Consider the following 21,980-nt stretch of genomic DNA (forward strand, 5'->3'; position numbering starts at 1 on the left):
GTCCGTACCGGTGATCGGGCGCGGGGGAGGGCTGGAAGGGTCCGGCGGTCACCGCGCACCTGCCGACATACCGAGTGGTTTCACTCATGCCCGCGAGCGGGCGCGGCGGCTAGTCTCGGCCCATGGTGCCGCAGCTGATCGGAGGGATCCCCACCCACGGGTTCTTCGTGGCGCTCGGGGTCGCGGTGGCGGCGGTGGTGTTCGTGCTCGAATGCAGGCGCCGGGCCGCGCTGCGCGAGGAATCGCTGGTCGCGGTCACCGGCGCGCTGGTGGGCGGCGCGATCGGCATGCGGTTGTCGAGCCTGGCCGAAACGCTGGACCCCTACGAGAGCTGGTTGTTCGGCGCCCGCAGTGTGCTGGGCGGTCTGCTGGGCGCCTACCTCGGCGTGCTGGTCGCCAAACGCCTCATCGGCTACCGCGAACGCACCGGTGACCTGTTCGCCCCCGCCGTGGCCCTCGGCATGGCGGTCGGCCGCATCGGCTGCCATCTCACCGAAGCACCCGGGCGGCCCACCGGCCTGCCGTGGGGCGTGCACGCACCCGGTACCGTCCCGCAGTGCCCGGGCTGCGCCAGCGGTGCCGCCATGCATCCGAGCTTCCTCTACGAGATCGCCTTCCACCTGGCCGCGTTCGCCGCGCTGCGGTGGGCGCGCACCCGCATCACCGCGCCCGGGGAGTTGTTCACCCTCTACATCGGCGCCTACGCGATCTTCCGGTTCCTCGTCGAATTCACCCGCGCCAACGACACCGTGTGGCTGGATCTGACCCGCCCGCAGTGGTTCCTGCTGCCCGGATTGGTGCTGGTCGCCGTCCGGCTGACCCTCGGCTACCGGCGCGGCACCTATGACGCTGTCCTCCGACGAAAGGTCGCGGCATGACCCAGCCCCCACCCCCACCACCACCCGTCGGCCCGCCGCCGCCCGGCTCCGGTAATGGTCTGGTCGTCGCCGGATTCGCGGTGCTCGGCGCATTCGTCTACATCTGCGCCAACGCCGTGCTCGGGTTCATGGTGTTCCTGCTGGTCTCCGACCGGCCGGGGACCACCGGCGAGATCATCCTCGGTGTGGCCACCGCCGCCGGGGTGCTCACCGTCTTCGTCGGTGGGGGACTGCTGATCCGGACCCGCAACGCCGTCGCCAAGGGACTCGGTCTCGGGCTGATGATCGGCTGGGCCCTGGTCACCATCTGCACCGTCGGCCTCTGCACCGGCGTCAACCCCGACCTGTATGCCGCCCTGACCTGGCCCGCCTCGAACGGAGTACCGTGATGAGCCGTCGACCGACCGGCACCGGCATGCCCCTGCGCGGTGACCGGATCCTGCGCTACGTCAACGCGTTCTGCCCGCAGTGCCACCGCGCGGACCCCGACCGCCCGCTCGCCGAGGTCGCCCGCCGCTCGGGCTGGCTGGCCGAACGCGACGGGCGGGTCTACCTCGAACGCGGCTGCCCCGAGCACGGCATGGTGCGCACTCTCTACGACGAGCATCCCGAGATCCTGGCCTACCTCGAGGAATGGACCGCCCCGACCAAGGCCCACCTGCCCGACACGCCGGGCAATTTCGACCCCGTGCCCGCCGCCTACCTGCGCGGACTGCCGGAGATGCAGACCCAGCACACCTGCATCCTGCTCGCCGACATCGTGGAGGGCTGCAATCTGCGCTGCCCCACCTGTTTCGCCGACTCCACCCCGGAGCTGGCCGGCGTCGTCGCCGTCGCCGACGTGCTCGCCAACGTCGACCAGCGGCTGGCCCGCGAACACGGCAGGCTCGATGTGCTCATGCTCAGCGGCGGCGAACCCACCCTGCATCCCGACCTGCCCACCCTGCTGGCCGAACTCACCGCCCGCCCCATCACCCGCATCCTGATCAACACCAACGGCGTGCGCCTCGCCCGCGACGAGTCGCTGGTCGCGCTGCTGGCCGAGCACCGCGAACGCGTGGAGGTCTACCTGCAATACGACGGGGTCAGCGCCGCCGCCTCCCGCCACCACCGCGGTGGGGATCTGCGCGCCCTCAAAGCCGAAGCGCTGCGCCGTCTTTCCGGTCACGGCATCTTCACCACCCTGGTGATGACCGTCGCGCTCGGGGTCAACGACGACGAGATCGGCGCGGTCGTGCGCACCGCACTGGACACCCCGTTCGTCGGCGGGGTCTCCCTGCAACCGCAGTTCGGCTCCGGCCGCAGCGGCGCCATCGACCCGATGCACCGGCTCACCCACACCGGTGTGCTGGCCCGCCTCGGCCCGCAGACCGACGGCCTGGTCACCTGGCGCGACCTGACCGCACTGCCCTGCTCGCACCCGCACTGCTGCTCGGTCGGCTACCTGCTGCGCGACGACGGGCGACTGGCGCTCCCTGACCGCTCTGCTCGGACACGACACCCTCAAACAGCGCCTCGGCCTGGTCGCCAACCGCATCGCCGACAGCGACATCCCCGCCGATCTGCGCCTGGCGGTGCGCGAATCCCTGCTCGGGCTGCTCTCGGAACAGTCCTCGCTGTCGCACCCCGACATCGGGCGGGTCTGGCAGACCATCTGCCAGCACTGCGATCTGGGCATGTCCACGCTGCTGACGCTGGCCTCCTCGGCGCTGCCCGGCCGCAAGGCCCGCCTGCGGACCCTGTTGGGTGAGCGGGTCGTCCGCGTCACCGTCAAACCCTTCATGGACATCGACACCATGCTCGAGGAACGCCTCACCCAGTGCTGTGTGCACGTGGGCACCCGCGCCGAACAGGACCAGTGCGCGCCCTTCTGTGCCGTGCAGGCCTGGCCCGCCCTGTCGCGCCAACGCCTGTCCGCCGCCGCCCCCGCCGGGGCCGCGCTGCTCCCGGTGACCACACCATGAGCGACAACCCCGGGGTCTACTACACCGAGGCCACCGCGAAACAGGCCACGCCCGACCCGCTGAACCTCTGTGTCTACGCCACCGTCGCCCTGCTCACCTGGCTGGTCGGGCCGCTCGCCCTGATCGCCTTCGCCGCCCTGGCCTTCGTCGGCTACTGGCGTGCCTGGCGTCACGGACTGCGCCGCAGCCACTGCCTGCTGCGCGACACCCGGCTCGTGCTGGGCTATCTCGCGCTGCTCGTGGTGATCGGAGTGGTGGCGGTGGTCCACCCGCTCATCTGACACATCGCCCGCGGCAGCGAGCGTCAGGCGCCCGTCAGCCAGCGCTCGAGGATGTCGAGGCGTTGTTCGCGCAGGCCCGGGCGCAGGCGGGCATCGCGTTCCAGGCTCGCCAGGCCGTGCAGGGTGCTCCAGACGGTTTCGGTGAGGGTCTCCACGTCGGTGGCGGCGGCGAAGGGAGCGAAGGTGGCCACCAGCTCGGCGAAGGCCGCGCGCAACGGTTCGGGGGCACCCTCGCCGAAGGTGAGATCGGTGGGCTGGGAGAACATGGCGTCGTAGAGGGCCGGGTGGGATGCGGCGAAGTCGGTGTAGGCGCTGGCCACGGCGGCCAGGGCCGCGGGGGCGTCGGGTGCGGAGGTGCGGGCCCGGTGTAGTGCCTCGGCGAGTTCGGCGATGCCGTCGAGGGCCACCGCGGTGACGATGGCGCGCTTGCCCGCGAAGTGGCTGTAGAGCACGGGCTGGCTGTATTCGATGCGGTCGGCGAGCTTGCGGACGGTGACCGCGTCCCAGCCCTCGGTTTCGGCCAACTCGCGCGCGGTGTCGACGATGAGGCGGTGCCGCTCGGCGCGCTCCCGCTCCCGCCTGCTCTGGATACCCATACCGCGAACCTAGCAGCGCTAGACAACGTAGCGCCAGCACGTTAGTTTCGCTACATCAGATAGCAACGCTAGACTTCAGGAGTCCGCCCATGATCACCGTCGTTCAGGTCCTCGCCGTGCTCGCGCTGGCGGCCAACGCCGTCGTCTACGGCACCGACGCGGCCGCCGCGCTCGTCGTGCGTTCGGCCAACACCCATCTCGACGACACCGCGATGACCCTCAGTGCCGGGTGGGGTCACTACTACGCCGACCGGCGCATGCCGCCGGTCGGCATCACCGGACTGGTGAGCATGCTCGCCGCCGCCGTGGCCGCCGCGCTCGGTGGGCACACGGTCGCGGCGGCCGCCGCCGGAGTGTCCGTGATCGCCCTGATCGCCTGGCTCGTGCTGTATGCGCGAATCGCCAAGCCGGTCAACATCGCCCAGAAGGCAGCCGCGCTGTCGGGCATCATCCCGGCGAATGCCCGTGCGCTGCAGCAACGATGGGACAGCATCATCGGTGTGCGGGTCGGATTGCAGGCGATCGCACTCCTCGCCGCGGCGGTCACCATCGCTGCCGTCTGAGCGGTGGTGTTCTCTCGTGCCCGCCACGGGTGCGCGCCGGTCCGGCGACGGCAGACACACCGGACGGTCCCGCACCTGACAGTCCGGTGGCGAACGGTCACGCAGCGAACGGTCCCGTGGCGAACACGGTCGGTCCGCGCGTCGCACCGGCGAACAACCGGTATCGAGGGGCCGATGCCCGAGTGAACTCTCGACCGCTCAGCAGGCAGCGCGGCACGGTTGCCGCCGAGGCGGGGCGACGCCGCCGCATGCCCGCCGACCTGCGCGGATACCGCCCAGGACACCCGCGCGGGGGTGTTCGCTGCGGGTCGAGGCGGCCCCTCGGCGCCGGTCCGCGGCCGCTGCCGCGACCCGTGCGCTGCCGGTATCGTTTCGGCGCGCAACTCAGGTGGTGGCGGCGCGCGGCGCCGGTGGATACGTGGTCCGAGGGAGTGTGTGGTGGCTGTCGATACCGTCCGCGAAGAACAGGCACTGCGCCGATTGGCCGACAGCCTGGTCGAGAGCTACACCGAGACCCATCCGCCCGAACGGGTGCGCACCGTCATCGACCACGCCCGGGAGCGGTTCACCGGCAACCCGGTCCGCGAGTTCGTGCCGATCCTCGTCGAACGCATCGCCCGGCGCGAACTGGACCGGACCGCCGGGGCCGGCCCGGTCGCCACTCCGGCACCGGACGCCGGTGCGGCAGCGCAGCCGAGCACCCGGCTGGAATCGGCTGGGCGGGACCACGATACGCCGCACAACCGAACCGGCCACCGCGCACCAGCGATATCGGCGGATGCGGAGTCCCGGGGGAGCGGGGCACGGCACGCCGCCACCGTGGGTGGCGTGTCCCGGCGCACTCTGGCGCTGGCCGGCGGCGCGCTGCTCGTGGTGGCCGTGGTGGTCGCCGCCCTGCTCGGCCGCCAGCCCGAGCCCGAGCCCGCCGCGGCGAGCGGACCCGCCCTCACCGTGGTGCGTGGCGCGGTCGGCTCGGAGAAGGCGTCCTTCTTCGAAGATCAGCGCGTCATCGACGCGCTGGCCCGGCACGGCCTGCGCGCCGAGATCGAACCCGCCGGGTCCCGCCAGATCGCCGACATGGACCTGTCCGGCTACAGCTTCGCCTTCCCCTCCAGCGCCACCGCCGCCGAACGCATCCAGCGCGCCCGCGGTGTGGCGACCAAGTACACGCCGTTCTCCTCCCCGATGGCGATCGCCACCTTCGCCCCGATCGCCGACCTGCTCACCGGCGCGGGCGTCCTCCGTCCCGGCCCGGAGCCCACCGTCGACATGGCACGCTATCTCGAACTGGTCCAACGCAATACCGAGTGGACGCACCTGCCCGGCAACACCGTCTACCCCGTGCGCAAGAACATCCTGGTCTCCACCACCGACCCCCGCACCTCCAACTCGGCGGCGATGTTCCTGGCGATCGCGGCGTTCGTCGCCAACGACAACGCCGTCGTCCAGGGCTCCGACGCCGAGCAGCGGGTGCTGCCGCAGCTGACCCGTCTGTTCACCGGCCAGGGCTACGCCGAGAACTCCAGTGCCGGCCCCTTCCAGGAATACCTGACCGCGGGCATGGGCCCCGCGCCGCTGGTGCTCATCTACGAAGCCCAGTACGTCGAAGCGCTGGCCCAGGGCCGCATCCAGCCCGGCATGGTGCTGGCCTACCCCTCACCGACCGTGCTGTCGACCCACACCGTCGTGCCCTTCGACGAACCGGGCGACCGGCTCGGCCGCCTGCTCACCACCGACCCCGAACTCCAGCGCCTGGCCGCCGAACACGGCTTCCGCACCCGTGACGCCGCCCAGTTCGCCGCCGTCGCCGCCGAACACCGCGCCCCGGTCCCCGCCGAGCTCATCGACGTCGTCGACACCCCCACCTACGACACTCTCGAGAGCCTGCTCGACGGCGTCACCCGCTCCTACAACTGAGCCCTCACCGGGCCAGCTGCAGCGCCAGGGCCGCCGCCGCCGGCGCCAGGTACAGCAGCGGAAACACGGTCGTCCCATACGATTTCGCGTGGATCGTGGTGGCGACGGCACCCAGGAAGTAGACGATCAACCCCATCGCCGCGGCGACACCGACCGCGGGCACCACCAACCCGGCGAGCAGGCCCAGTGCGCCCGCCGACTTCGCCGCCGCCAACCAATTCCACCAGGCCCGCGGAACCCCGTACCGCTCGAGCGGTTCCACGACGAACGGCTGCTTGCTGTAGAGCGAATACCCCGAGAACCCGATCCACAGCGCAGCCGCCACCGTGACGATGTGATACGCGACGTCCATTCGACTCCCCGTCCTTCCGACTCGTGTTGGTCTGTCGGCAGGGAGACGATGCGGGCCGCCCGAGTGTGACACGGCCGCGAATCGGAGGATGCGCGACGACGGGCGAATCGGGCATCTTCGCTCGAGCTGATCGCAATGCTCGCCCCGCGGGCCCGGACCGGACAGGCTCGAACCGCGGTCCGCCCGCGACGCGGCGGCGGATCGGTCCGGCTCGAATCCTACTGGGGGAGTTGATGTCCGATGTCTGCTACCGCACAGCACCGCCCGATCCGTGGCGAGTCGCTGTTCGACGAGTCCTTCGCCTTTCCCGCGCCACTGCGCACCCCGGCACCGGCGGCGCCCGCGCGGGTCGCTGTCGTCGGCGCCGGTGTGGGCGGGCTCGCCGCCGCCTACGAACTCCAGCGCCGCGGGCTGGCCGTGACCGTCTTCGAACGCACCGCCCGGCCCGGTGGCCGCATCCGCACCTGGCGGTTCTGGGACGGCACCCACGGCGAACTCGGTGCCATGCGCATCCCGGGCAACCACCACTGCACCCTGCACTACATACGCGAATTCGCGCTACCCACAAGGCCGTTCGTCAACGCGAACCCCGACGCCCTCTATCTGCTGCGCGACACGCGCGTGCGGCGCGCCGACGTGGCGCGGGTGGTGAACGGTTATCGGCTCGCCGCCGGTGAGCAGGGCGACCCGCTGACACTGCTGGACACCCTGCTGCGTTCGGCGTGGGAGGGGCTCGGCGAGCACCGGCGCAAGGCGCTGCTCGCCGGCGACGTCGCCGACCCGGAACTCGAGCGGCTGGCGGGCACCTCGCTGTGGCAGTTCGCGCGCGAGCGGCTCTCCGCCGAGGCGTGGGATCTGGTCGGGCACGCCAGCGGGCTGCTGCACTACGAGCACGCGTCCCTGCTCGAGGTGCTCGTCGACTACTTCGGGCTGTTCAACGTCGACCAGGTCGAGCTCGTCGACGGCACCGACGCCCTGGTGCGCGCCTTCGTCGCGGCCCTGCGCCCCGGCACCCTGCGGCTGGCGACCCGCGTCACCGCCGTGCGGGTCGACGGCGACGGTGTGCGCGTGCACGGCGAGCAGCTCGGCGCACCGGTCGAGGAGGACTTCGACTACCTCGTCTGCGCCGTGCCCGCGCCCGGCCTCGACCAGATCGAGATCACCCCCGGCCTGCCCGCCCGCCAGCGGCAGGCCATCCGCGGCATGAACTACGCCAGCAGCACCAAAACCCTGCTGCACCTGCGGGACCGGCCCTGGGAGTACCGTGACGGCATCTACGGCGGCGGCAGCTTCACCGACCTGCCGATCCAGCAGGTGTGGTATCCGGCCGACAACGCCGTGCGGGTGCCGGGCACCGATCGCCTCACCGCCCGCGACCGCGACCGCTCGCATCGTCCGGCCGTACTCACCGCCGCCTACCTGTGGGAGAACAACGCCCGCCGCTTCGCCGCGCTGCCCGAAGCCGACCGCACCCGCGTCGTGCTGTCCGCGCTCGACAAGCTGCACCCGGGCATCGTCGCCTCGGTCGACGACGTGGTGCACTGGACCTGGGACGAACAGGTCGGTCTGGGCGGCGGCGCGTTCGCCTATCTGGCGCCCGGCGAGCACGCGCGGTACCTGGCCGGGATCGGCGCCGCCCATCCCGCGCCCGCGCCGCGGATCTTCTTCGCCGGCGAACACCTCTCGGTGGCACACGCGTGGATCCAGGGCGCACTGCAGTCGGCGCTCGACGCGGTCACCCAGGTGCTCGATCGCGTGAGCCTGGCTCGTGCGGCGTGAGCCGGCGACACTGCTGCCCGCGGCGGCGGCGCTGGTGTGGGGCGCCAGCTACACCGTCACCGGCTGGGGCCTGCGGGAACTGGATGTATTGAGCTACAACGCGATCCGGTTCGCCGCCGCGGCGCCGCTGCTGTTCGCGGTGGTGCTGCTCACCGAGGGCGCGCCGTGGGTGGCGCGGGCGGTATGGCCGCGGCTCGCGGTCTCGGCGTCGATCGGCATCGTGGCCTATCAGCTGACGTTCTCGCTGGCGGTCGCCTGGACCACGGTCACCGAGGCCGCGATCCTCATCGCCCTCTCGCCGCTGTGGGCAGCGCTGTTCGCCGCGGTGGCGGGGGAGCGGGTGCCCGGCCCGGTCGTCGTCGCCGCGCTGGTCGCCACGGTGGGGGTGATCCTGGTGGTGACCGGCCGACCGGACGGGCCGCCGCCGGTGCACCGCCTCGCCGGAGATCTGGCCGCGCTCGCCGCGGGCGTGTTGTGGGGACTGTATCCGGTGGTCACCCGGCCGTTGCTGGACCGCTACAGCCCGGTCCGGGTGACGGCGTGGGCGGTGCTGATCGGCGGCGCGGTCCTGCTCGCGGGCGCCGCGCTGCTGCCCGGCGCCCGGCCCGGCGCCGCCGAGTGGGCCGCGCTCACCTGGGTGTCGCTGGCGTTCTCGGTGCTCGCGGTCACCGTCTTCGGCCTCGTCGCCTGGTATCGCGGGGTGCGCGCCCTCGGCTCGGCGCGCACCATGCTGCTCATGTTCGCGGTGCCGGTGGTCGCCGCGGCGTTCGCGGTCGTCGGGGGTGAACGGATCGGCCCGGCCCAGATCCTCGGCGGCGCCCTCGTCCTGGCCGCGCTGGCCGCCGTGCCGACCACCCGATCCGACCCTGCCCCGCCGGTCACACCGGCATCGAAACACCCTGTCCCGAGGAGGATTCCATGACATCGATCAGCCTGACCGCCGCTGTCACCATCGCCGAGCACGCCGTGGCCTTCGGCGTCGAACACGGCTACGACCCGCTCACCGTGGCTGTGCTCGACCCCGGCGGACACCCGGTCGTGCTGCACCGCCAGGACGGCTCGGGCATTCTGCGCCCGGACATCGCGACCGCCAAGGCCTGGGGTGTGCTCGGGCTCGGCGTGCCCAACCGGGAGATCGCCCGCCGCGCCGCCGCCGCACCGGCCTTCTTCACCTCGGTCGCCGTGCTCGCCCAGGGCCGCATCCTCGACGTGCCCGGCGGGGTGTTCGTCCGCGCCGAATCCGCGACGCTGCTCGGCGCGGTCGGCGTCACCGGCGCCGCCACCTCGGCGGAGGACGAGCTGGCCGCGATCGCCGGGATCCGCGCGGCGGGGCTGGTGCCCGAGACAGGCGCGCCGTCGACCTGACATCCGGCGGCGTGGGCTGCTCGGCCGGCGGCGTGGGCTGCTCGGCCGGCGGCGTGGGCTGCTCAGCCGGCGGCGTGGGCTGCTCAGCCGGCGGCGTGGGCTGCTCAGCCGGTGTCGATGTCGGCGCGGGCGGTGCGGGCGGCTGTTATCGTTCGGTGGTTCGAGCTGTTCCGCCCGCTGTTCTCCCGTCCGCGGAGGTGTGCGATGAGCACGGCCGATCTGATCGTCACCGGAGGACCCGTCCACACCATGGACCCCGACCGGCCGCGCGCGAGCGCGGTCGCGGTCACCGGCGGCCGGATCACCGCCGTGGGCGCCGAGGAGGTCCTGGAGCTGCGCGGGGCGAGCACCGAGATGATCGACCTGGGTGGGCGCTGTCTGCTGCCGGGATTCGTCGAGGCACACACCCACCCCACCCAGGACCAGATGATGTACTCCGACGCCGTCGTCGACATCCGCCCGGTCACCACCTGCCCCAGCGCCGAGGACGTACACCGCACGATCGAGCGGGCCCTCGCCGCGGCCCCCGCGGACGCCCCGCTGATCTGCTACGGCCTCGACATCCTGTTGCAGAAGGGGTTCCCCGAACCCACCCGGCGGTGGCTGGACGACCTCGGCCCGGCCCGCCCGATCGTGATCTGGCAGAACTCCGGACACCTCGCCTACGCCAACAGCGCCGCCCTCGCGCAGGCGGGCGTGCACGCCGCCACCCCCGACCCGGTCGGCGGCAGCTTCGAACGCGACGCCACCGGGGAACCGACCGGCCGCGTCTACGAAGCGCCCGCCGTACTCGCCGTGGTCGCCCCGATCCTCGCCGGGGAACTCACCGGCCCCGGCCTGCTGGCCCGCCAGCACGCCGAATTGGCCCGGCGCGGAGTCACGCTGTGCAGCGACATGGCCTTCTCCGACCGGCTGCGCCCACTGACCGACGAGCTGTACCGGCGGGATCTGGCGAAGGTGCGGATGCGGGTCTACGAAATGTCCACCGCCGACGGCCGGGCGAGCTGCCCGCTCGACAACGGCGACGACATGTTCCGCCAGATCGGCATCAAACTGTGGCTGGACGGCTCACCCTGGATCGGCAACATCGATATCTCCTTCCCCTACCTGAACACCGCCGCCACCGCCGCGCTCGGCCTCGCCCACGACCACCGCGGACACGCCAACTACACCGCGGCCCAATTGGATTCGATCATGGCCGCCTATCATCCGCACGGTTGGCAGATGGCCTGCCACATTCACGGCGACCACGGCGTCGACACCATCCTCGACGTCTACGAACGGGCGCTGGCCGCCCACCCGCGCCCGGACCACCGGCTGCGCCTGGAACACTGCGGCGCCATGACCGCCGAGCAATTCCGGCGCGCCGCCCGCCTCGGCGTCACCTGCAGCCTGTTCATCGACCACATCTATCACTGGGGCGACGTGCTCGTCGACGACCTGTTCGGGCCCGACCACGGCGCGCACTGGACACGCGCTCGCTCCGCGCTCGACGCGGGCGTACGGATCTCCTTCCACAACGACAGCCCGGTGACCGAGGAGGAGCCGCTGCGCAACATCGCCGCCGCCGTCACCCGCACCACCCGCACCGGACGCGTGCTCGCCCCGCAGGAGCGCATCACCCTCGACCAGGCCCTGCGCGCACAGACCCTCGACGCCGCCTACCAACTGTTCGCCGACGACATCACCGGATCGATCACCCCGGGCAAATACGCCGACCTCGTCGTCCTCGACCGAGACCCGTACGACCTCGATCCCGCGGAGCTCCCCGGGACCGAGGTGCGCGCAACCTACCTCGCCGGGACGCCGACGTTCTCGGGGTGAGGACATCGCCCACCGCCCGGACCGGGCGTGTTGATCAAGACGTCCGGGCTCGTGGTCGGCGAACTCGATCAGGCTCGAGCGATGGCGAGCCATCGCGATGCGCTCGGACATGACCGCCCGCGCCCACAGCGCCGCGATACCTTCAGCTACTTCGATGAAGTCCGTGCCGGTAGGCCGGGGCCTGCCGCGCGCGTGTCCCACTCGGCAGCGGCGGGCGGGTTACGAACCGGGGTTGCGACGGCTCCGGAGTTCGGTGAACCGTTCGCGTAGTTGGGTTTGTTTCTGCTCGGGTGAAGGACCGGGGACTTCGACGGCGCGGGAGCTGGTCTGCAGCCGGTACGCGAGCAAGGCCGACGCGCACCCGAAGATCGCGAATTCGAACGCGATCGCGGCGGTGACCCCCGCCGGCTCCCGAAACGCAGCGAGCGCGCCGAGCGCGACGAAGCCCGCCGCGCTGAGCGACAGGATCGTCACTGCCGTGTGCCGCAGCCAGGCGGGCGCGCGATGGCTGGTGAACAGCAACGGAATCGCACAGAGCGCTGCTGCCGCGCCGAGAATCGCGTACGCGGCGAAAATCGCGGCGTTCATCCCGGCGATCCGGTCGGCCTCGCCGAGGACGAGAAACCATAACGGGGGTACCGAGGTGGCGACGACGAGTGCTGCTCCCGCGCCCTGCACTCGCTGTGTTTTCCTGTTCGTCGTCAGGCGGCAGCCCTCCTGATCATCGGATGGACCACTCCGCGGTTCCGTCCAGTCGCGTCCCGTTGTCGAAGGTCGACGTCGCGGCGTCGGGCCACTTTCCGTTGGGCCAAGTGGAATTGTCCGTAGCTGTCGCCTCGAGTCCCGCCATCGTGGTCACCTGCGCGGTCAGCAGTGCCGTGAGGCCCGCGATGGCGGCGGCGATCGCTGCGGAGTCGGTGATCGCTTCTTCGACGATGAGCGCCGCGCCTGCCCAGGAGAACACTCCCGAGGCGATGCCGCCGAGTCCAACGGTTACCGCCATGGCGGCCTTCACCAGGACGCCGAGGATCACGGCGTAGAAGGTCAATCCCGCAGCCGCGGAGACGATCAGGGTGGTGGCGGCATCCTTGGAGATATCGCTGATCCGCTTCGCCGCGGCATTGTGCGCTGTCGCGGCAGCTCGGTAGGCGAACTGCGCGATTCCCGGCACCGAAGCCAATTGACTGTCGAGGCCGTCCAGCTTCTCCTCGATATTGCGGACGACTTCCTCGAACTCTTCGATGCTGAAATCCACGTCAGCTCCCCCTTCTCGTCCGCTGCTACCAGATGTTCGCGAGCCGCTCCGCGTACAACCGGTCTTCTTCGTCGTAAGTGTTGGCCACCTTGTTCAGGGTTGATCCGGTGTCGGCGAACGCGGTCGATCCCTCCTGGCACCGCTCGGCGGCCTTGTCGACCAAGTTGGAGTGCGCGGTGACTATCAACTGGAACATGCCGGCTTCGGTCCGGTTGAACTTCAGTCGGCTGATCGCGTGGGAGATGGAGGTCAACGTCCCGGATTCCGTTGTCCACACGCGGGATTCGGCGCGCAGATTGTCGGTGGCCACCTTGATTCGTTCCGCGGTCGGGCGTGGGGGCATGGGAGCCGTCTTTCCTATCGGTCGTGGTTGACGAGGTACGCGAGCCCGTCGGTGATGAGCCGGTTCGCCTGGGTGAGCGGGTCGGCCGCGGCAGGTTTCGTCGCGAGATCTCGCAGCGCGTCGGCGACCGCCTGGTCGATGGCGGCCGCTATCTCGGATCCGTCGCGTCCGGCTGCCCAATAGGCGGCGACATCGCATCCGACGAGCACACCCGTCGAGTTCTCTGCGGCGCGCACCCAGCCTTCGGCTCCCGCGCCGTGTCCCGCGTTCTCGGTGTCCGAGTGTCCGGAGGCGTTGGAGGCGAGGTCGAGCCTCTCGCCCGCCAGTTGTCGCGCGGACCGGATGCTGCCGGGGTCGCCGACGTTCGGCGGTGCGCCGAGCGGCGATGGCGCGAGATCATTGTCGGATCGGGCGCGCAGGCGTTGCAGGACGGCAGGGGCGATGGCGGTGCCTGCGCTCGGAGGAACTCGTCGCGCGTGCCAACCGTCACCGACACGCACCTCGTCCGGTCGTAGCCGACCACTGAGCGCGGTCCGGTGTGCGACACCGAATCGAGCATGCGCCGGGATCGAGCCATCCGGGCGTGGAACTGCAGGGTCTTGTCCAGTAGTTCCTCGGTCGAGGCACTGTCGCGGGCGACGCTCGGCATGGGCGTGCTGGGTCGTGGTGAAGGGACCACCTCCGGATGCCCCTGAGGCCCCGCGCTGGAGGGCGGAACAGGGGGCGCGGGCGGCGTCGTAGTCGGTGGACGAGTAGTCGACCGCACCTGCAAAGGCTCGTCGTCCCAGAACTCGTCCGGATCGTCGTAGTGGTTGAACCACCCGCCGCTCGTCATCAACGCATCTCGAGTTCGAGCCCGAGATGATCGTATTCACGCATTCAACCACCCCCCGAAATGGCGACCCATCATCAGCTCGCCGTCGCGTCACATCCTCACCCGCGACTCGTTTTTGGTCAAGCCAGGACCGGCACAACGCGGGTTTCAGAGTTCGCGCGCTGATCGTTTCACTGCGGATGGTGGGAGTTGGCGCCTGTGCGCGGCGGCGGCGATCATTGCTCGATCCCGGTCATCGGTTCGGCGCCCGACCGGTGTCGAGTTTGTCGATGTGGGCGAGAACCTTTTCGTGCCAGTCGATCTCGGCCTGGATGCGCAACGTGGCGTGCTCGACCACGAGATCGTCGGCCGCGGTCTGGTCGGGCCAGCGGCGGTCGAGCTGGTGCTCGAGGGTGGATCGGCGGGCGCGCAGGGCTGCCAGGCGGTCTTCGACGTAGCCGCGCAGCAGCTCCCCGTCCAGATCCTCGCTCACCGCCAACGCCAGATCGACGGGATCCGGGCGGATGTCGACCTCGCTGAACGCCTCGTCGCGCAGGGCGCGCAGCTCTCGGTGCCCCTCGCCGGTGATCTCGTACACGGTGCGGGCGGGCAGGGCACCGGACTGCTCGGTGCGCAACGGCCGGATCAGGCCTTCGTCGGCCATCCGGTGCAGTGCGCTGTACAGCGAGCCGGGCCGCACGCGCGACCACAGATCCGCGCGATCCAACCGCGCGTCGCGCCGCAGCTGGTGCCCGTGCATCGGTCCGCGCTTGGCCAGCGCCGCCAGCACGAACAACCGCGTCTCGTTCATGCTCCTAGTCTGACACGACTACTCGGTTTTGAGTACCCTCGGCGGCATGGCGATACGACCCATCCTCATCGCGGGCGACCCGCGCCTGACCACCCCTGCCCAACCCGTCACCGTGTTCGACGACGAACTCGCCGCCCTGGTCGACGACCTCTTCGACACCCTGGCCGCCGCCGAGGGCGCGGGCCTGGCGGCCAACCAGATCGGCGACCCGCGCGCGGTGTTCGTCTACGACCTGGTCGACCACGGACACCGGTATCGCGGAGTCGTGGTCAACCCGGTCGCGGAAACCTCCGCACTACCGGAAACGATGCCCGACCCCGACGGCGACCTCGAAGGCTGCCTGTCGGTGCCGGGGGAGTGGTACCCGACCGGCCGCGCCGACCGGGCCAGGGTCACCGGCCTCGACGCCACCGGCGCACCCATCACCGTCGAGGGCACCGGCTACCTCGCCCGTTGCCTGCAACACGAAACCGACCACCTCGCCGGCCGGCTCTACCTCGAGCGCCTGCTCGGCCGCCACGCCCGCGCCGCCCGCCGCATGATCAAAGCCCACGGCTGGACCGTCCCGGGCAACACCTGGCTACCACCGAAGAACCACTCGAGACCGGAATCGGATTGACGCGCCTCGCTCGCGGCGTGCAAGGATATGCATCGTGACAAATAATGATGCAGCAGGTGATGTGTCGGCCGATCTGGTGTTCCGGGAACCGACCGAGGAGGATCACGCCCGGGTGTTGGCCGTGCTCGACGAGTGGTGGGGTGGGTTGGGCGGTGCGGAGGGGTCGCGGCAGCGGGCCGGGCTCTTGCCGCGGTTGTTCTTCCAGCACTTCACCGACACCAGCACGGTGGTGGAGCGCGACGGACAGTTGGTGGGGTTCCTGATCGGGTTCCTCTCGCAGTCCCGGCCGGACGAGGCCTACATCCACTTCGTCGGCGTCGCACCCGACCTGCACGGGCACGGCCTCGGGCGCGCGCTCTACGAGCGCTTCTTCGCGCTGGTCCGCGCCCGGGGCCGGCGGATCGTCCGCGCGATCACCTCCGACACCAACACCGCATCCCAGGCCTTCCACGCCCGCATGGGGTTCACGGTGAGCACGGCGGCCTACCCCGGCTACGACGGGCCGAACACCGTTCGCGTCACCTTCGAACGCGTCCTCGAAGACTGACGACCGATGAATCCGGTGCTCCCGCCCCGTCGACTCCGGTGAAGCCTCGACAATCCGGGAGACCCCATGACCACATCCAGTCGAATCAGCGAACCCCGCACCGGTGAACTCGCCGTGCCCGGCGCACGCCTGTACTACGAGGTGCGCGGCGCGGGCCCGCTCCTCGTGCTGGCGGGTGCGCCGATGGCGGCGGCGGATTTCGCGGCGGTGGCCGAGCAGCTCGCCGCCACCCACACCGTGCTCACCACCGATCCGCGCGGTCATCGCGGCAGTACGCTCGACCACCCCGCCGCCGATTCCACCCCGGCCCTGCGCGGTGACGACCTGGCCCGGCTCATCGAACATCTCGGCGCCGGACCGGCCACGGTGTTCGGTTCCAGCGGTGGCGCGGTGAGCGCGCTGGCGCTCGTCCAGCGGCGCCCCGACCTGGTCGCCACCGTGATCGCGCACGAACCGCCGCTCATCGAACTGCTCGACGACCGCGAGGCGTTGCGGGCGGGCACCCACGCCATGATCGCCACCTATCTGTCCGGGGACGTGGTCGGCGCCTGGCGGAAGTTCTTCGCCCAGGCGAACATCCCGATCCCCGACGAGGCGCTCGAGCAGATGTTCGGCGGCGCGCGCGACCCGGAACAGGCCGCCACCGAGCGGTACTGGTTCGAGCACGAACTGCTCGGCACCGTGACCTGGCAGCCCGACATCGCCGCACTCACCGCGCAGGGCGCGAAGGTCGTCGTCGGCGTCGGCGCGGATTCCGCCGGGCAACTCTGCGACCGCACCTCCCGTGCGCTCGCCGCCCGGCTGGGCGGCGAGCCGATGGTCTTTCCCGGCGATCACACCGGATTCGTCGACGATCCGGCCGGATTCGCGGCCTTTCTCACCGACTCCTCAGCCCGGCGCTGACGGTCGGAGCTGGCGCGTACCGCGCAGCTGCGGTGGCGCGCTCAGCGCACCAAGGTGGCCGCGCGCTCGGCGAGGTCGAGCAGCGGCTGGGGCAACACGCCCAGCACCAGCGTGGCCGCCGCCGTCACCGTGATGACCGCCCGCGTCAGCGCGAGGGGCAGGACAGCGGGGGCGTCGGCGGGCTGGTCGGTGAAGAACATCATCACGATCACCCGCACGTAGAAGAACGCCGCCACCGCGCTGGTCAGCACGCCGACCACGACCACCGCCGCGCCGTAGCCACCGGCCGCGGCTTCGAACACCGCGAACTTCGCGACGAACCCGCTGGTGAGCGGGATGCCCGCGAACGAGAGCAGGAACAACGCGAACACCGTGGCCGCCCAGGGGGACCGGCGGCCCAGCCCGGCCCACTGCGCCAGCCCGGTCGCCTCCTCGTCGCCGTCGCGCACCAGCGTGACCACCGCGAACGCGCCCAGCGTGCCCAGCGCATAGGTGGCGAGATAGAACAGCACCGCGCGGATTCCGGCGTCGTCGGCGGCGAGCAGCCCGGTGAGCAGGAAGCCCGCGTGAGTGATCGAGGAGTAGGCGAGCATCCGCTTCACATCGGTTTGAGTGACCGCCAGTACCGCGCCGACGACCATCGTCGCGATCGCGACCGTCGCCAGCACCGGCCGCCAGTCGTCCACCAGGCCGGGCACCCCGACATACAGCACGCGCAACAGCGCACCGACCGCCGCGATCTTGGTCGCGGCCGCCATGAACGCCGTGACCGGCGTCGGCGCACCCTGATAGACGTCGGGTACCCACGCCTGGAACGGCACCGCGCCCACCTTGAACAGCAACCCCACCGCCAGCATCGCCAACCCCAGCAACGCCAGCAGCGGATCGTCCTGCGGCCGGGCGGCCAAGGCGTCGGCGATGCCGCCGAGACGCACCGTGCCCGTCTGCCCGTACAGCAGGGCGACGCCGTAGAGGAAGAACGCCGAGGAAAACGCGCCGAGCAGGAAGTACTTCAGCGCCGCTTCCTGGGAGAGCAGCCGCCGATGCCGCGCCAGCCCGCACAGCAGGTACAGCGGCAGCGACAGCACCTCGAGCGCGACGAACATGGTGAGCAGATCGTTGGACGCGGGCAGCAGCATCATGCCGCCGACCGCCAGCATGGTCAGCGGGAACACCTCGGTGGTCACCGCACCCGCGCGCGCGGCGGCCTGTTCGTCGGCGCTGCCGGGCACCGCCGCCGCCTGCGGGGTGAACGCGTCCAGGCCACGATCCAGGGTCGCGGCGGCCCGGCTCCACGTGCCAGGACCCGACCGCACCCGGCTGCGCGTCCCGCGCCGCTCGGCCATCAACAGCACGCCGAGCGCCGCCACCACCAGCAGCGTGCCCTGCAGGAACAGCGTCACCCCGTCGACGGCGACCGCGCCGACCACCGCCGTCTGCTCGGCGCCCCACACGGCCAGCACCGCGACGAACCCGGCCGCCGAACCGCCGAGCGCCAACACCAGCTGGGTGCCGTAGCGGAACCGGCGCGGCACGAACGCCTCGACCAGCACACCGGCCACGGCGGCGCCGAACACGATCAGCATCGGTGCGAGCACGCCGTATTCGATGCTCGGGGCGGGCACCGTCGCGGCGAGCGGAAGCGGCTGGGCGGTCACGGGTGTCCACCTTCCTGGAGGTCCGCGGCGGCGGGCGCGGGCACCGTCGGCGCCGGATCCTGGCGGCCGATGGTGGTGAGGGTCTGGCCGACCGCGGGATCGACGACATCGAGCACCGCCTTCGGGTACACGCCGAGGAACACGAGCCCGGCGATCAGCGGCGCGACCACCAGCAGCTCCCGCGGCACCAGGTCGGGCAGTTTCTCGTTGCCGGCCTTCACCGGCCCGGTCATCATCCGCTGATACAGCCACAGCACATAGATCGCGGCCAGCACCAGCGCGCCGGTCGCGAAGACCGCCGCCACCTGATACCGGCTGAACGTGCCGACCAGCACCAGGAATTCGCTGACGAACGGCGCCAGACCCGGCAGCGACAACGTCGCCAGGCCCGCCACGAAGAACGTGCCCGCCAGCACCGGCGCCACCTTCTGTACCCCGCCGTAGTCGGCGATGAGCCGGGTGCCGCGCCGCGAGACCAGGAACCCGGCGATCAGGAACAGCGCGGCGGTGGAGATGCCGTGATTGACCATGTAGAGCGTGGCGCCGGACTGCGATTGGCTGGTCATCGCGAAGATGCCCAGGATGATGAAACCGAAGTGCGAGATCGAGGTGTAGGCGATCAGGCGCATCACGTCGGTCTGGCCGATGGCCAGCAGTGCGCCGTAGAGGATCCCGATCACCGCGAGCGTGATCACCAGCGGCGCATAGGTCTGCGACGCGCCGGGGAACAGTGTCAGGCAGAACCGCAGCATGCCGAAGGTGCCGACCTTGTCCACCACCGCCATCATCAGCACCGCGCTCGACGGCGTCGCCGCCACCGCCGCGTCCGGCAGCCAGGTGTGCAGCGGCCACAGCGGCGCCTTCACCGCGAAGGCGAACATGAAACCGAGGAACAGCGCGTTCAGCACCGCCGGACCCGCGCCGAGGGCACCGGAATTCGCGGCCGCGACCACGGTGCGCAGATCGAAGGTGCCGCCGCCGTCGGGGCCGAGGCCCGCCCGCGCGGTGAGCACGTACAGCCCGATCACCGCGGCCAGCATGATCAGTCCGCCGAGCAGGTTGTAGAGCAGGAACTTCACCGCCGCCCGGGAGCGGGTTGCGCGCGCGGCGAGATCGCCGGTGCGCGGGCCGAATCCGCCGATCAGGAAGTACATCGGGATGAGCATGGCCTCGAAGAACACGTAGAACAGCAGGATGTCCAGGGCCAGGAAGGACATCAGCACCATCGCCTCGACCAGCAGGGTCAACGCGACGTAGGTGTGCGCGACCCGGCGGCCGCTGCCGACCTCGCGGTCGTCGTGCCAGCCGGCCAGGATCAACAGCGGCACCAGCGCGGCCGTCAGCACCACCAGCACCAGCGCGATCCCGTCCAGCCCCAGCGTGTAGCCCGCGCCGAACGCCGGGATCCACTGCCGGGACTCGACGAACTGGTACTGGGCGCCCCCGGGTTCGAAGGCGACCGCCAGACCGGCGGCCACGCCGAGCACACCCACCGACACCGCCAGCGCCAGACCGCGGGCGAGGGTGCGGCGTTCGGCGGGCACGGCCAGCACCGCCAGCGCGCCCGCCACCGGCAGCAGCCACAGGATGGTCAACCACGGGAAATCGCTCACGACCGCCTCGCTCACAGGATGCGCACCGCCACCAGGGCGGCGGCCACCAGGGCCGCGCCGGTGAACATGGACAGGGCATACGACCGCACGAAGCCGGTCTGGATGCGGCGGGCCCGCGCGGACAGCCCGCCGATCAGCGCGGCGGTGCCGTTGACCAGGCCGTCGATGCCGCGGTTGTCGAGGAACACCAGCGAGCGGGTCAGGTGCAGGCCCGGTCGCATGAGCAGGCCCTCGTTGACCGCGTCACCGTAGAGATCGTTGCGCGCGGCCACGGTGAGCGGGCCGACGGCTTCCGGTGCGGTGCGCGGGATCTCGGCCCGGGCATAGCGCTGGTAGGCGATGCCCGCGCCGACGGCCACGACCGCGAGCGCGAGCACGGTCACCACGATCGGCGGCACCGCGTGCTCGGCGTGGTGTGCGCCGACGACCGGCTCCAGCCAGTTCTGCAGCCCGTTGCCGAGCACGAACAGCAGACCCGAGGCGACCGAGCCGATCGCGAGCAGGATCATCGGGCCGGTCATCACCGCGGGCGCCTCGTGCGGATGAGTGTCCGGCGCCCACCGGCGTTCACCGAAGAACGTCATCAGCATGACCCGGGTCATGTAGAAGGCGGTGAGCCCGGCGCCCAGCAGCGCGGCCGTGCCGAGGGCGTATCCGCCCGCGCCGCCGTCGCCGAAGGCCACCTCGATGATCTTGTCCTTGGAGAAGAATCCCGCGAACGGCGGCACCCCGATGATCGCGAGATAACCGAGCCCGAACGTGACGTAGGTGATCGGCAGCAGGGTGCGCAGCCCGCCGTAGCGGCGCATGTCGGTCTCGTCGTTCATCGCGTGCATCACCGAGCCCGCGCCCAGGAACAGTCCGGCTTTGAAGAAGCCGTGCGTGAGCAGGTGCATGATGGCGAAGGCGTAGCCCGCCGGGCCGAGTCCGGCGGCCAGGACCATGTAGCCGATCTGGCTCATGGTGGAGGCGGCGAGCGCCTTCTTGATGTCGTCCTTGGCGCAGCCGATGATCGCACCGAACAGCAGTGTCACCGCACCGACGAGCACCACGCCGAGTTGCGCGCCGGGCGCGAGGTCGAAGATGGCGTTGGACCGGGCGATGAGATACACACCGGCGGTGACCATGGTGGCGGCGTGGATGAGCGCCGAGACCGGGGTGGGGCCCTCCATGGCGTCGCCGAGCCAGGACTGCAGCGGCACCTGCGCGGACTTGCCGCAGGCGGCGAGCAACAGCAGCAGGCCGATGGCGGTCAGTGTCGCCTCGCTCGCATCGGGCGCCGCGGCGAACACGGTGTCGAAGCCGACCGAGCCGAAGGTGGCGAACATGGCCATCATCGCCAGCGCCAATCCCATGTCACCGACCCTGTTGACCACGAACGCCTTCTTCGCCGCGGTGGCGGCCGAGGGCTTGTGGTACCAGAAGCCGATCAGCAGATAGGAGGCCAGGCCGACGCCCTCCCAGCCCAGGTACAGCACCAGGTAGTTGTTCGCCAGCACCAGGATCAGCATCGCGGCCAGGAACAGATTCAGGTAGGCGAAGAACCGCCTGCGGCCGGGATCGGCGTTCATGTAGCCGATCGAGTACACGTGGATGAGCGTGCCGACCCCGGTGATCAGCAGCACGAAGCACATCGACAGCTGATCCAGCGACAGCCCGAAATCCACCTGCAGGCCGGCCACCGGCACCCAGGAGAACAGGTCGGTGTGGATCGCGCGGGCGGGTTCGGCGCGGCCCAGCATCGCCACGAACGCGACCACCGCGACGACGAACGACGCCAGCGCGGTGGCGGTGCCGAGCAGGTGACCCCAGCGGTCACCGCGGCGTCCGATCAGCAGCAGCACGACCGCGCCCGCCAGCGGCAGCGCGGGCAACAGCGACAACGTTGCGGTATCCAC

22 protein-coding genes and 1 pseudogene are annotated in these 21,980 nt (G+C 70.9%); 13 read left to right on the forward strand and 10 right to left on the reverse strand.

Annotation, left to right across the window (positions count from 1 at the left end):
• The first annotated feature begins 122 nt into the window (after positions 1-122).
• The 4 genes and pseudogenes from CRM89_RS06135 (at position 123) to CRM89_RS06150 (ending at position 3,123) form a co-directional block, all read left to right on the forward strand.
• A complete protein-coding gene (locus tag CRM89_RS06135; protein WP_060591441.1) occupies positions 123-878 on the forward strand; it encodes a prolipoprotein diacylglyceryl transferase in 756 nt (251 codons plus the stop codon).
• Positions 875-1,267, forward strand: a complete 393-nt coding sequence (locus CRM89_RS06140) for a hypothetical protein (protein WP_127516072.1) — start codon at positions 875-877, stop codon at positions 1,265-1,267. Before CRM89_RS06135 ends, CRM89_RS06140 begins: the two co-directional genes overlap by 4 nt.
• Positions 1,268-1,293: 26 nt before the next feature.
• Positions 1,294-2,842: pseudogene (locus CRM89_RS06145) on the forward strand (radical SAM protein).
• Positions 2,839-3,123 (forward strand): hypothetical protein, encoded by a 285-nt coding sequence (locus tag CRM89_RS06150; RefSeq protein WP_098083450.1) that lies wholly within the window; start codon positions 2,839-2,841, stop codon positions 3,121-3,123. The pseudogene CRM89_RS06145 and the gene CRM89_RS06150 overlap by 4 nt, the downstream one beginning before the upstream one ends.
• A 23-nt stretch (positions 3,124-3,146) precedes the next feature.
• On the opposite strand, the gene CRM89_RS06155 is transcribed toward CRM89_RS06150, so the two are convergent.
• A complete protein-coding gene (locus CRM89_RS06155; protein WP_098083451.1) occupies positions 3,147-3,719 on the reverse strand; it encodes a TetR/AcrR family transcriptional regulator in 573 nt (190 codons plus the stop codon).
• Positions 3,720-3,808: 89 nt separating this feature from the next.
• Between CRM89_RS06155 and CRM89_RS06160 the strand changes: the two genes are divergently transcribed.
• Together CRM89_RS06160 and CRM89_RS06165 are read left to right on the forward strand one after the other, a co-directional pair.
• A complete protein-coding gene (locus CRM89_RS06160) occupies positions 3,809-4,282 on the forward strand; it encodes a hypothetical protein (RefSeq protein WP_011209171.1) in 474 nt (157 codons plus the stop codon).
• Between the two features lie 438 nt (positions 4,283-4,720).
• A complete protein-coding gene (locus tag CRM89_RS06165) occupies positions 4,721-6,199 on the forward strand; it encodes a three-helix bundle dimerization domain-containing protein (protein WP_229435006.1) in 1,479 nt (492 codons plus the stop codon).
• A gap of 4 nt (positions 6,200-6,203) precedes the next feature.
• On the opposite strand, the gene CRM89_RS06170 is transcribed toward CRM89_RS06165, so the two are convergent.
• Positions 6,204-6,551: a DoxX family protein gene (locus CRM89_RS06170; protein ID WP_060591431.1), complete on the reverse strand. Its 348-nt coding sequence runs from the start codon at positions 6,549-6,551 to the stop codon at positions 6,204-6,206.
• A 240-nt stretch (positions 6,552-6,791) separates the two neighbouring features.
• On the opposite strand from CRM89_RS06170, the gene CRM89_RS06175 reads away from it, so the two are divergent.
• The 4 genes from CRM89_RS06175 (at position 6,792) to CRM89_RS06190 (ending at position 11,519) form a co-directional block, all read left to right on the forward strand.
• Positions 6,792-8,330 carry an NAD(P)/FAD-dependent oxidoreductase gene (locus tag CRM89_RS06175; protein ID WP_060591428.1) on the forward strand — a complete coding sequence of 513 codons (1,539 nt, stop codon included), beginning with the start codon at positions 6,792-6,794 and terminating at the stop codon, positions 8,328-8,330.
• A complete protein-coding gene (locus tag CRM89_RS06180; RefSeq protein WP_098083453.1) occupies positions 8,320-9,252 on the forward strand; it encodes a DMT family transporter in 933 nt (310 codons plus the stop codon). The genes CRM89_RS06175 and CRM89_RS06180 overlap by 11 nt, the downstream gene beginning before the upstream one ends.
• A complete protein-coding gene (locus tag CRM89_RS06185; protein WP_098083454.1) occupies positions 9,249-9,695 on the forward strand; it encodes a heme-binding protein in 447 nt (148 codons plus the stop codon). Before CRM89_RS06180 ends, CRM89_RS06185 begins: the two co-directional genes overlap by 4 nt.
• A 204-nt stretch (positions 9,696-9,899) precedes the next feature.
• The gene (locus CRM89_RS06190; protein WP_098083455.1) at positions 9,900-11,519 is read left to right on the forward strand and encodes an amidohydrolase; all 1,620 of its coding nucleotides are present in this window, start codon (positions 9,900-9,902) and stop codon (positions 11,517-11,519) included.
• Between the two features lie 219 nt (positions 11,520-11,738).
• Here CRM89_RS06190 and CRM89_RS06195 read toward each other — a convergent pair whose 3' ends face one another.
• From CRM89_RS06195 to CRM89_RS06215, 5 genes are all read right to left on the reverse strand, one after another.
• On the reverse strand, positions 11,739-12,197 hold the full coding sequence (locus CRM89_RS06195; protein ID WP_127516074.1) for a hypothetical protein: 459 nt from the start codon (positions 12,195-12,197) through the stop codon (positions 11,739-11,741).
• A gap of 43 nt (positions 12,198-12,240) precedes the next feature.
• Positions 12,241-12,774 carry a hypothetical protein gene (locus CRM89_RS06200; protein ID WP_011209180.1) on the reverse strand — a complete coding sequence of 178 codons (534 nt, stop codon included), beginning with the start codon at positions 12,772-12,774 and terminating at the stop codon, positions 12,241-12,243.
• A 25-nt stretch (positions 12,775-12,799) separates the two neighbouring features.
• Entirely contained in the window at positions 12,800-13,084 is a 285-nt protein-coding gene (locus CRM89_RS06205) for a hypothetical protein (RefSeq protein WP_127516076.1), read from the reverse strand.
• 47 nt (positions 13,085-13,131) lie between these two features.
• Complete coding sequence (locus tag CRM89_RS06210; protein ID WP_098083458.1) at positions 13,132-13,617, reverse strand: hypothetical protein; 486 nt, start codon at positions 13,615-13,617, stop codon at positions 13,132-13,134.
• A gap of 567 nt (positions 13,618-14,184) precedes the next feature.
• Positions 14,185-14,742, reverse strand: a complete 558-nt coding sequence (locus CRM89_RS06215; protein WP_011209183.1) for a PadR family transcriptional regulator — start codon at positions 14,740-14,742, stop codon at positions 14,185-14,187.
• A gap of 46 nt (positions 14,743-14,788) precedes the next feature.
• Between CRM89_RS06215 and CRM89_RS06220 the strand changes: the two genes are divergently transcribed.
• The 3 genes from CRM89_RS06220 to CRM89_RS06230 all read left to right on the forward strand — a co-directional run bounded on the left by CRM89_RS06220 (position 14,789) and on the right by CRM89_RS06230 (position 16,811).
• Positions 14,789-15,361 (forward strand): peptide deformylase, encoded by a 573-nt coding sequence (locus tag CRM89_RS06220; protein WP_098083459.1) that lies wholly within the window; start codon positions 14,789-14,791, stop codon positions 15,359-15,361.
• Between the two features lie 34 nt (positions 15,362-15,395).
• Positions 15,396-15,908, forward strand: coding sequence for a GNAT family N-acetyltransferase (locus CRM89_RS06225; RefSeq protein WP_229435008.1), 513 nt, complete (start codon positions 15,396-15,398; stop codon positions 15,906-15,908).
• 66 nt (positions 15,909-15,974) lie between these two features.
• The gene (locus tag CRM89_RS06230) at positions 15,975-16,811 is read left to right on the forward strand and encodes an alpha/beta fold hydrolase (RefSeq protein ID WP_098083460.1); all 837 of its coding nucleotides are present in this window, start codon (positions 15,975-15,977) and stop codon (positions 16,809-16,811) included.
• Between the two features lie 41 nt (positions 16,812-16,852).
• Here the strand turns inward: CRM89_RS06230 and nuoN are convergent, their stop codons facing one another.
• Genes nuoN through nuoL form a run of 3 tightly spaced genes read right to left on the reverse strand, consistent with a single transcriptional unit; the run spans position 16,853 to position 21,980 of the window.
• Positions 16,853-18,469: an NADH-quinone oxidoreductase subunit NuoN gene (nuoN, locus tag CRM89_RS06235; RefSeq protein ID WP_098083461.1), complete on the reverse strand. Its 1,617-nt coding sequence runs from the start codon at positions 18,467-18,469 to the stop codon at positions 16,853-16,855.
• On the reverse strand, positions 18,466-20,082 hold the full coding sequence (locus tag CRM89_RS06240; RefSeq protein WP_041560968.1) for an NADH-quinone oxidoreductase subunit M: 1,617 nt from the start codon (positions 20,080-20,082) through the stop codon (positions 18,466-18,468). Before CRM89_RS06240 ends, nuoN begins: the two co-directional genes overlap by 4 nt.
• 11 nt (positions 20,083-20,093) lie before the next feature.
• A complete protein-coding gene (nuoL, locus tag CRM89_RS06245; RefSeq protein WP_098083462.1) occupies positions 20,094-21,980 on the reverse strand; it encodes an NADH-quinone oxidoreductase subunit L in 1,887 nt (628 codons plus the stop codon).

It is taken from the genome of Nocardia sp. FDAARGOS_372 (assembly GCF_002554515.1).
GTDB classification, from domain to species: domain Bacteria; phylum Actinomycetota; class Actinomycetes; order Mycobacteriales; family Mycobacteriaceae; genus Nocardia; species Nocardia farcinica.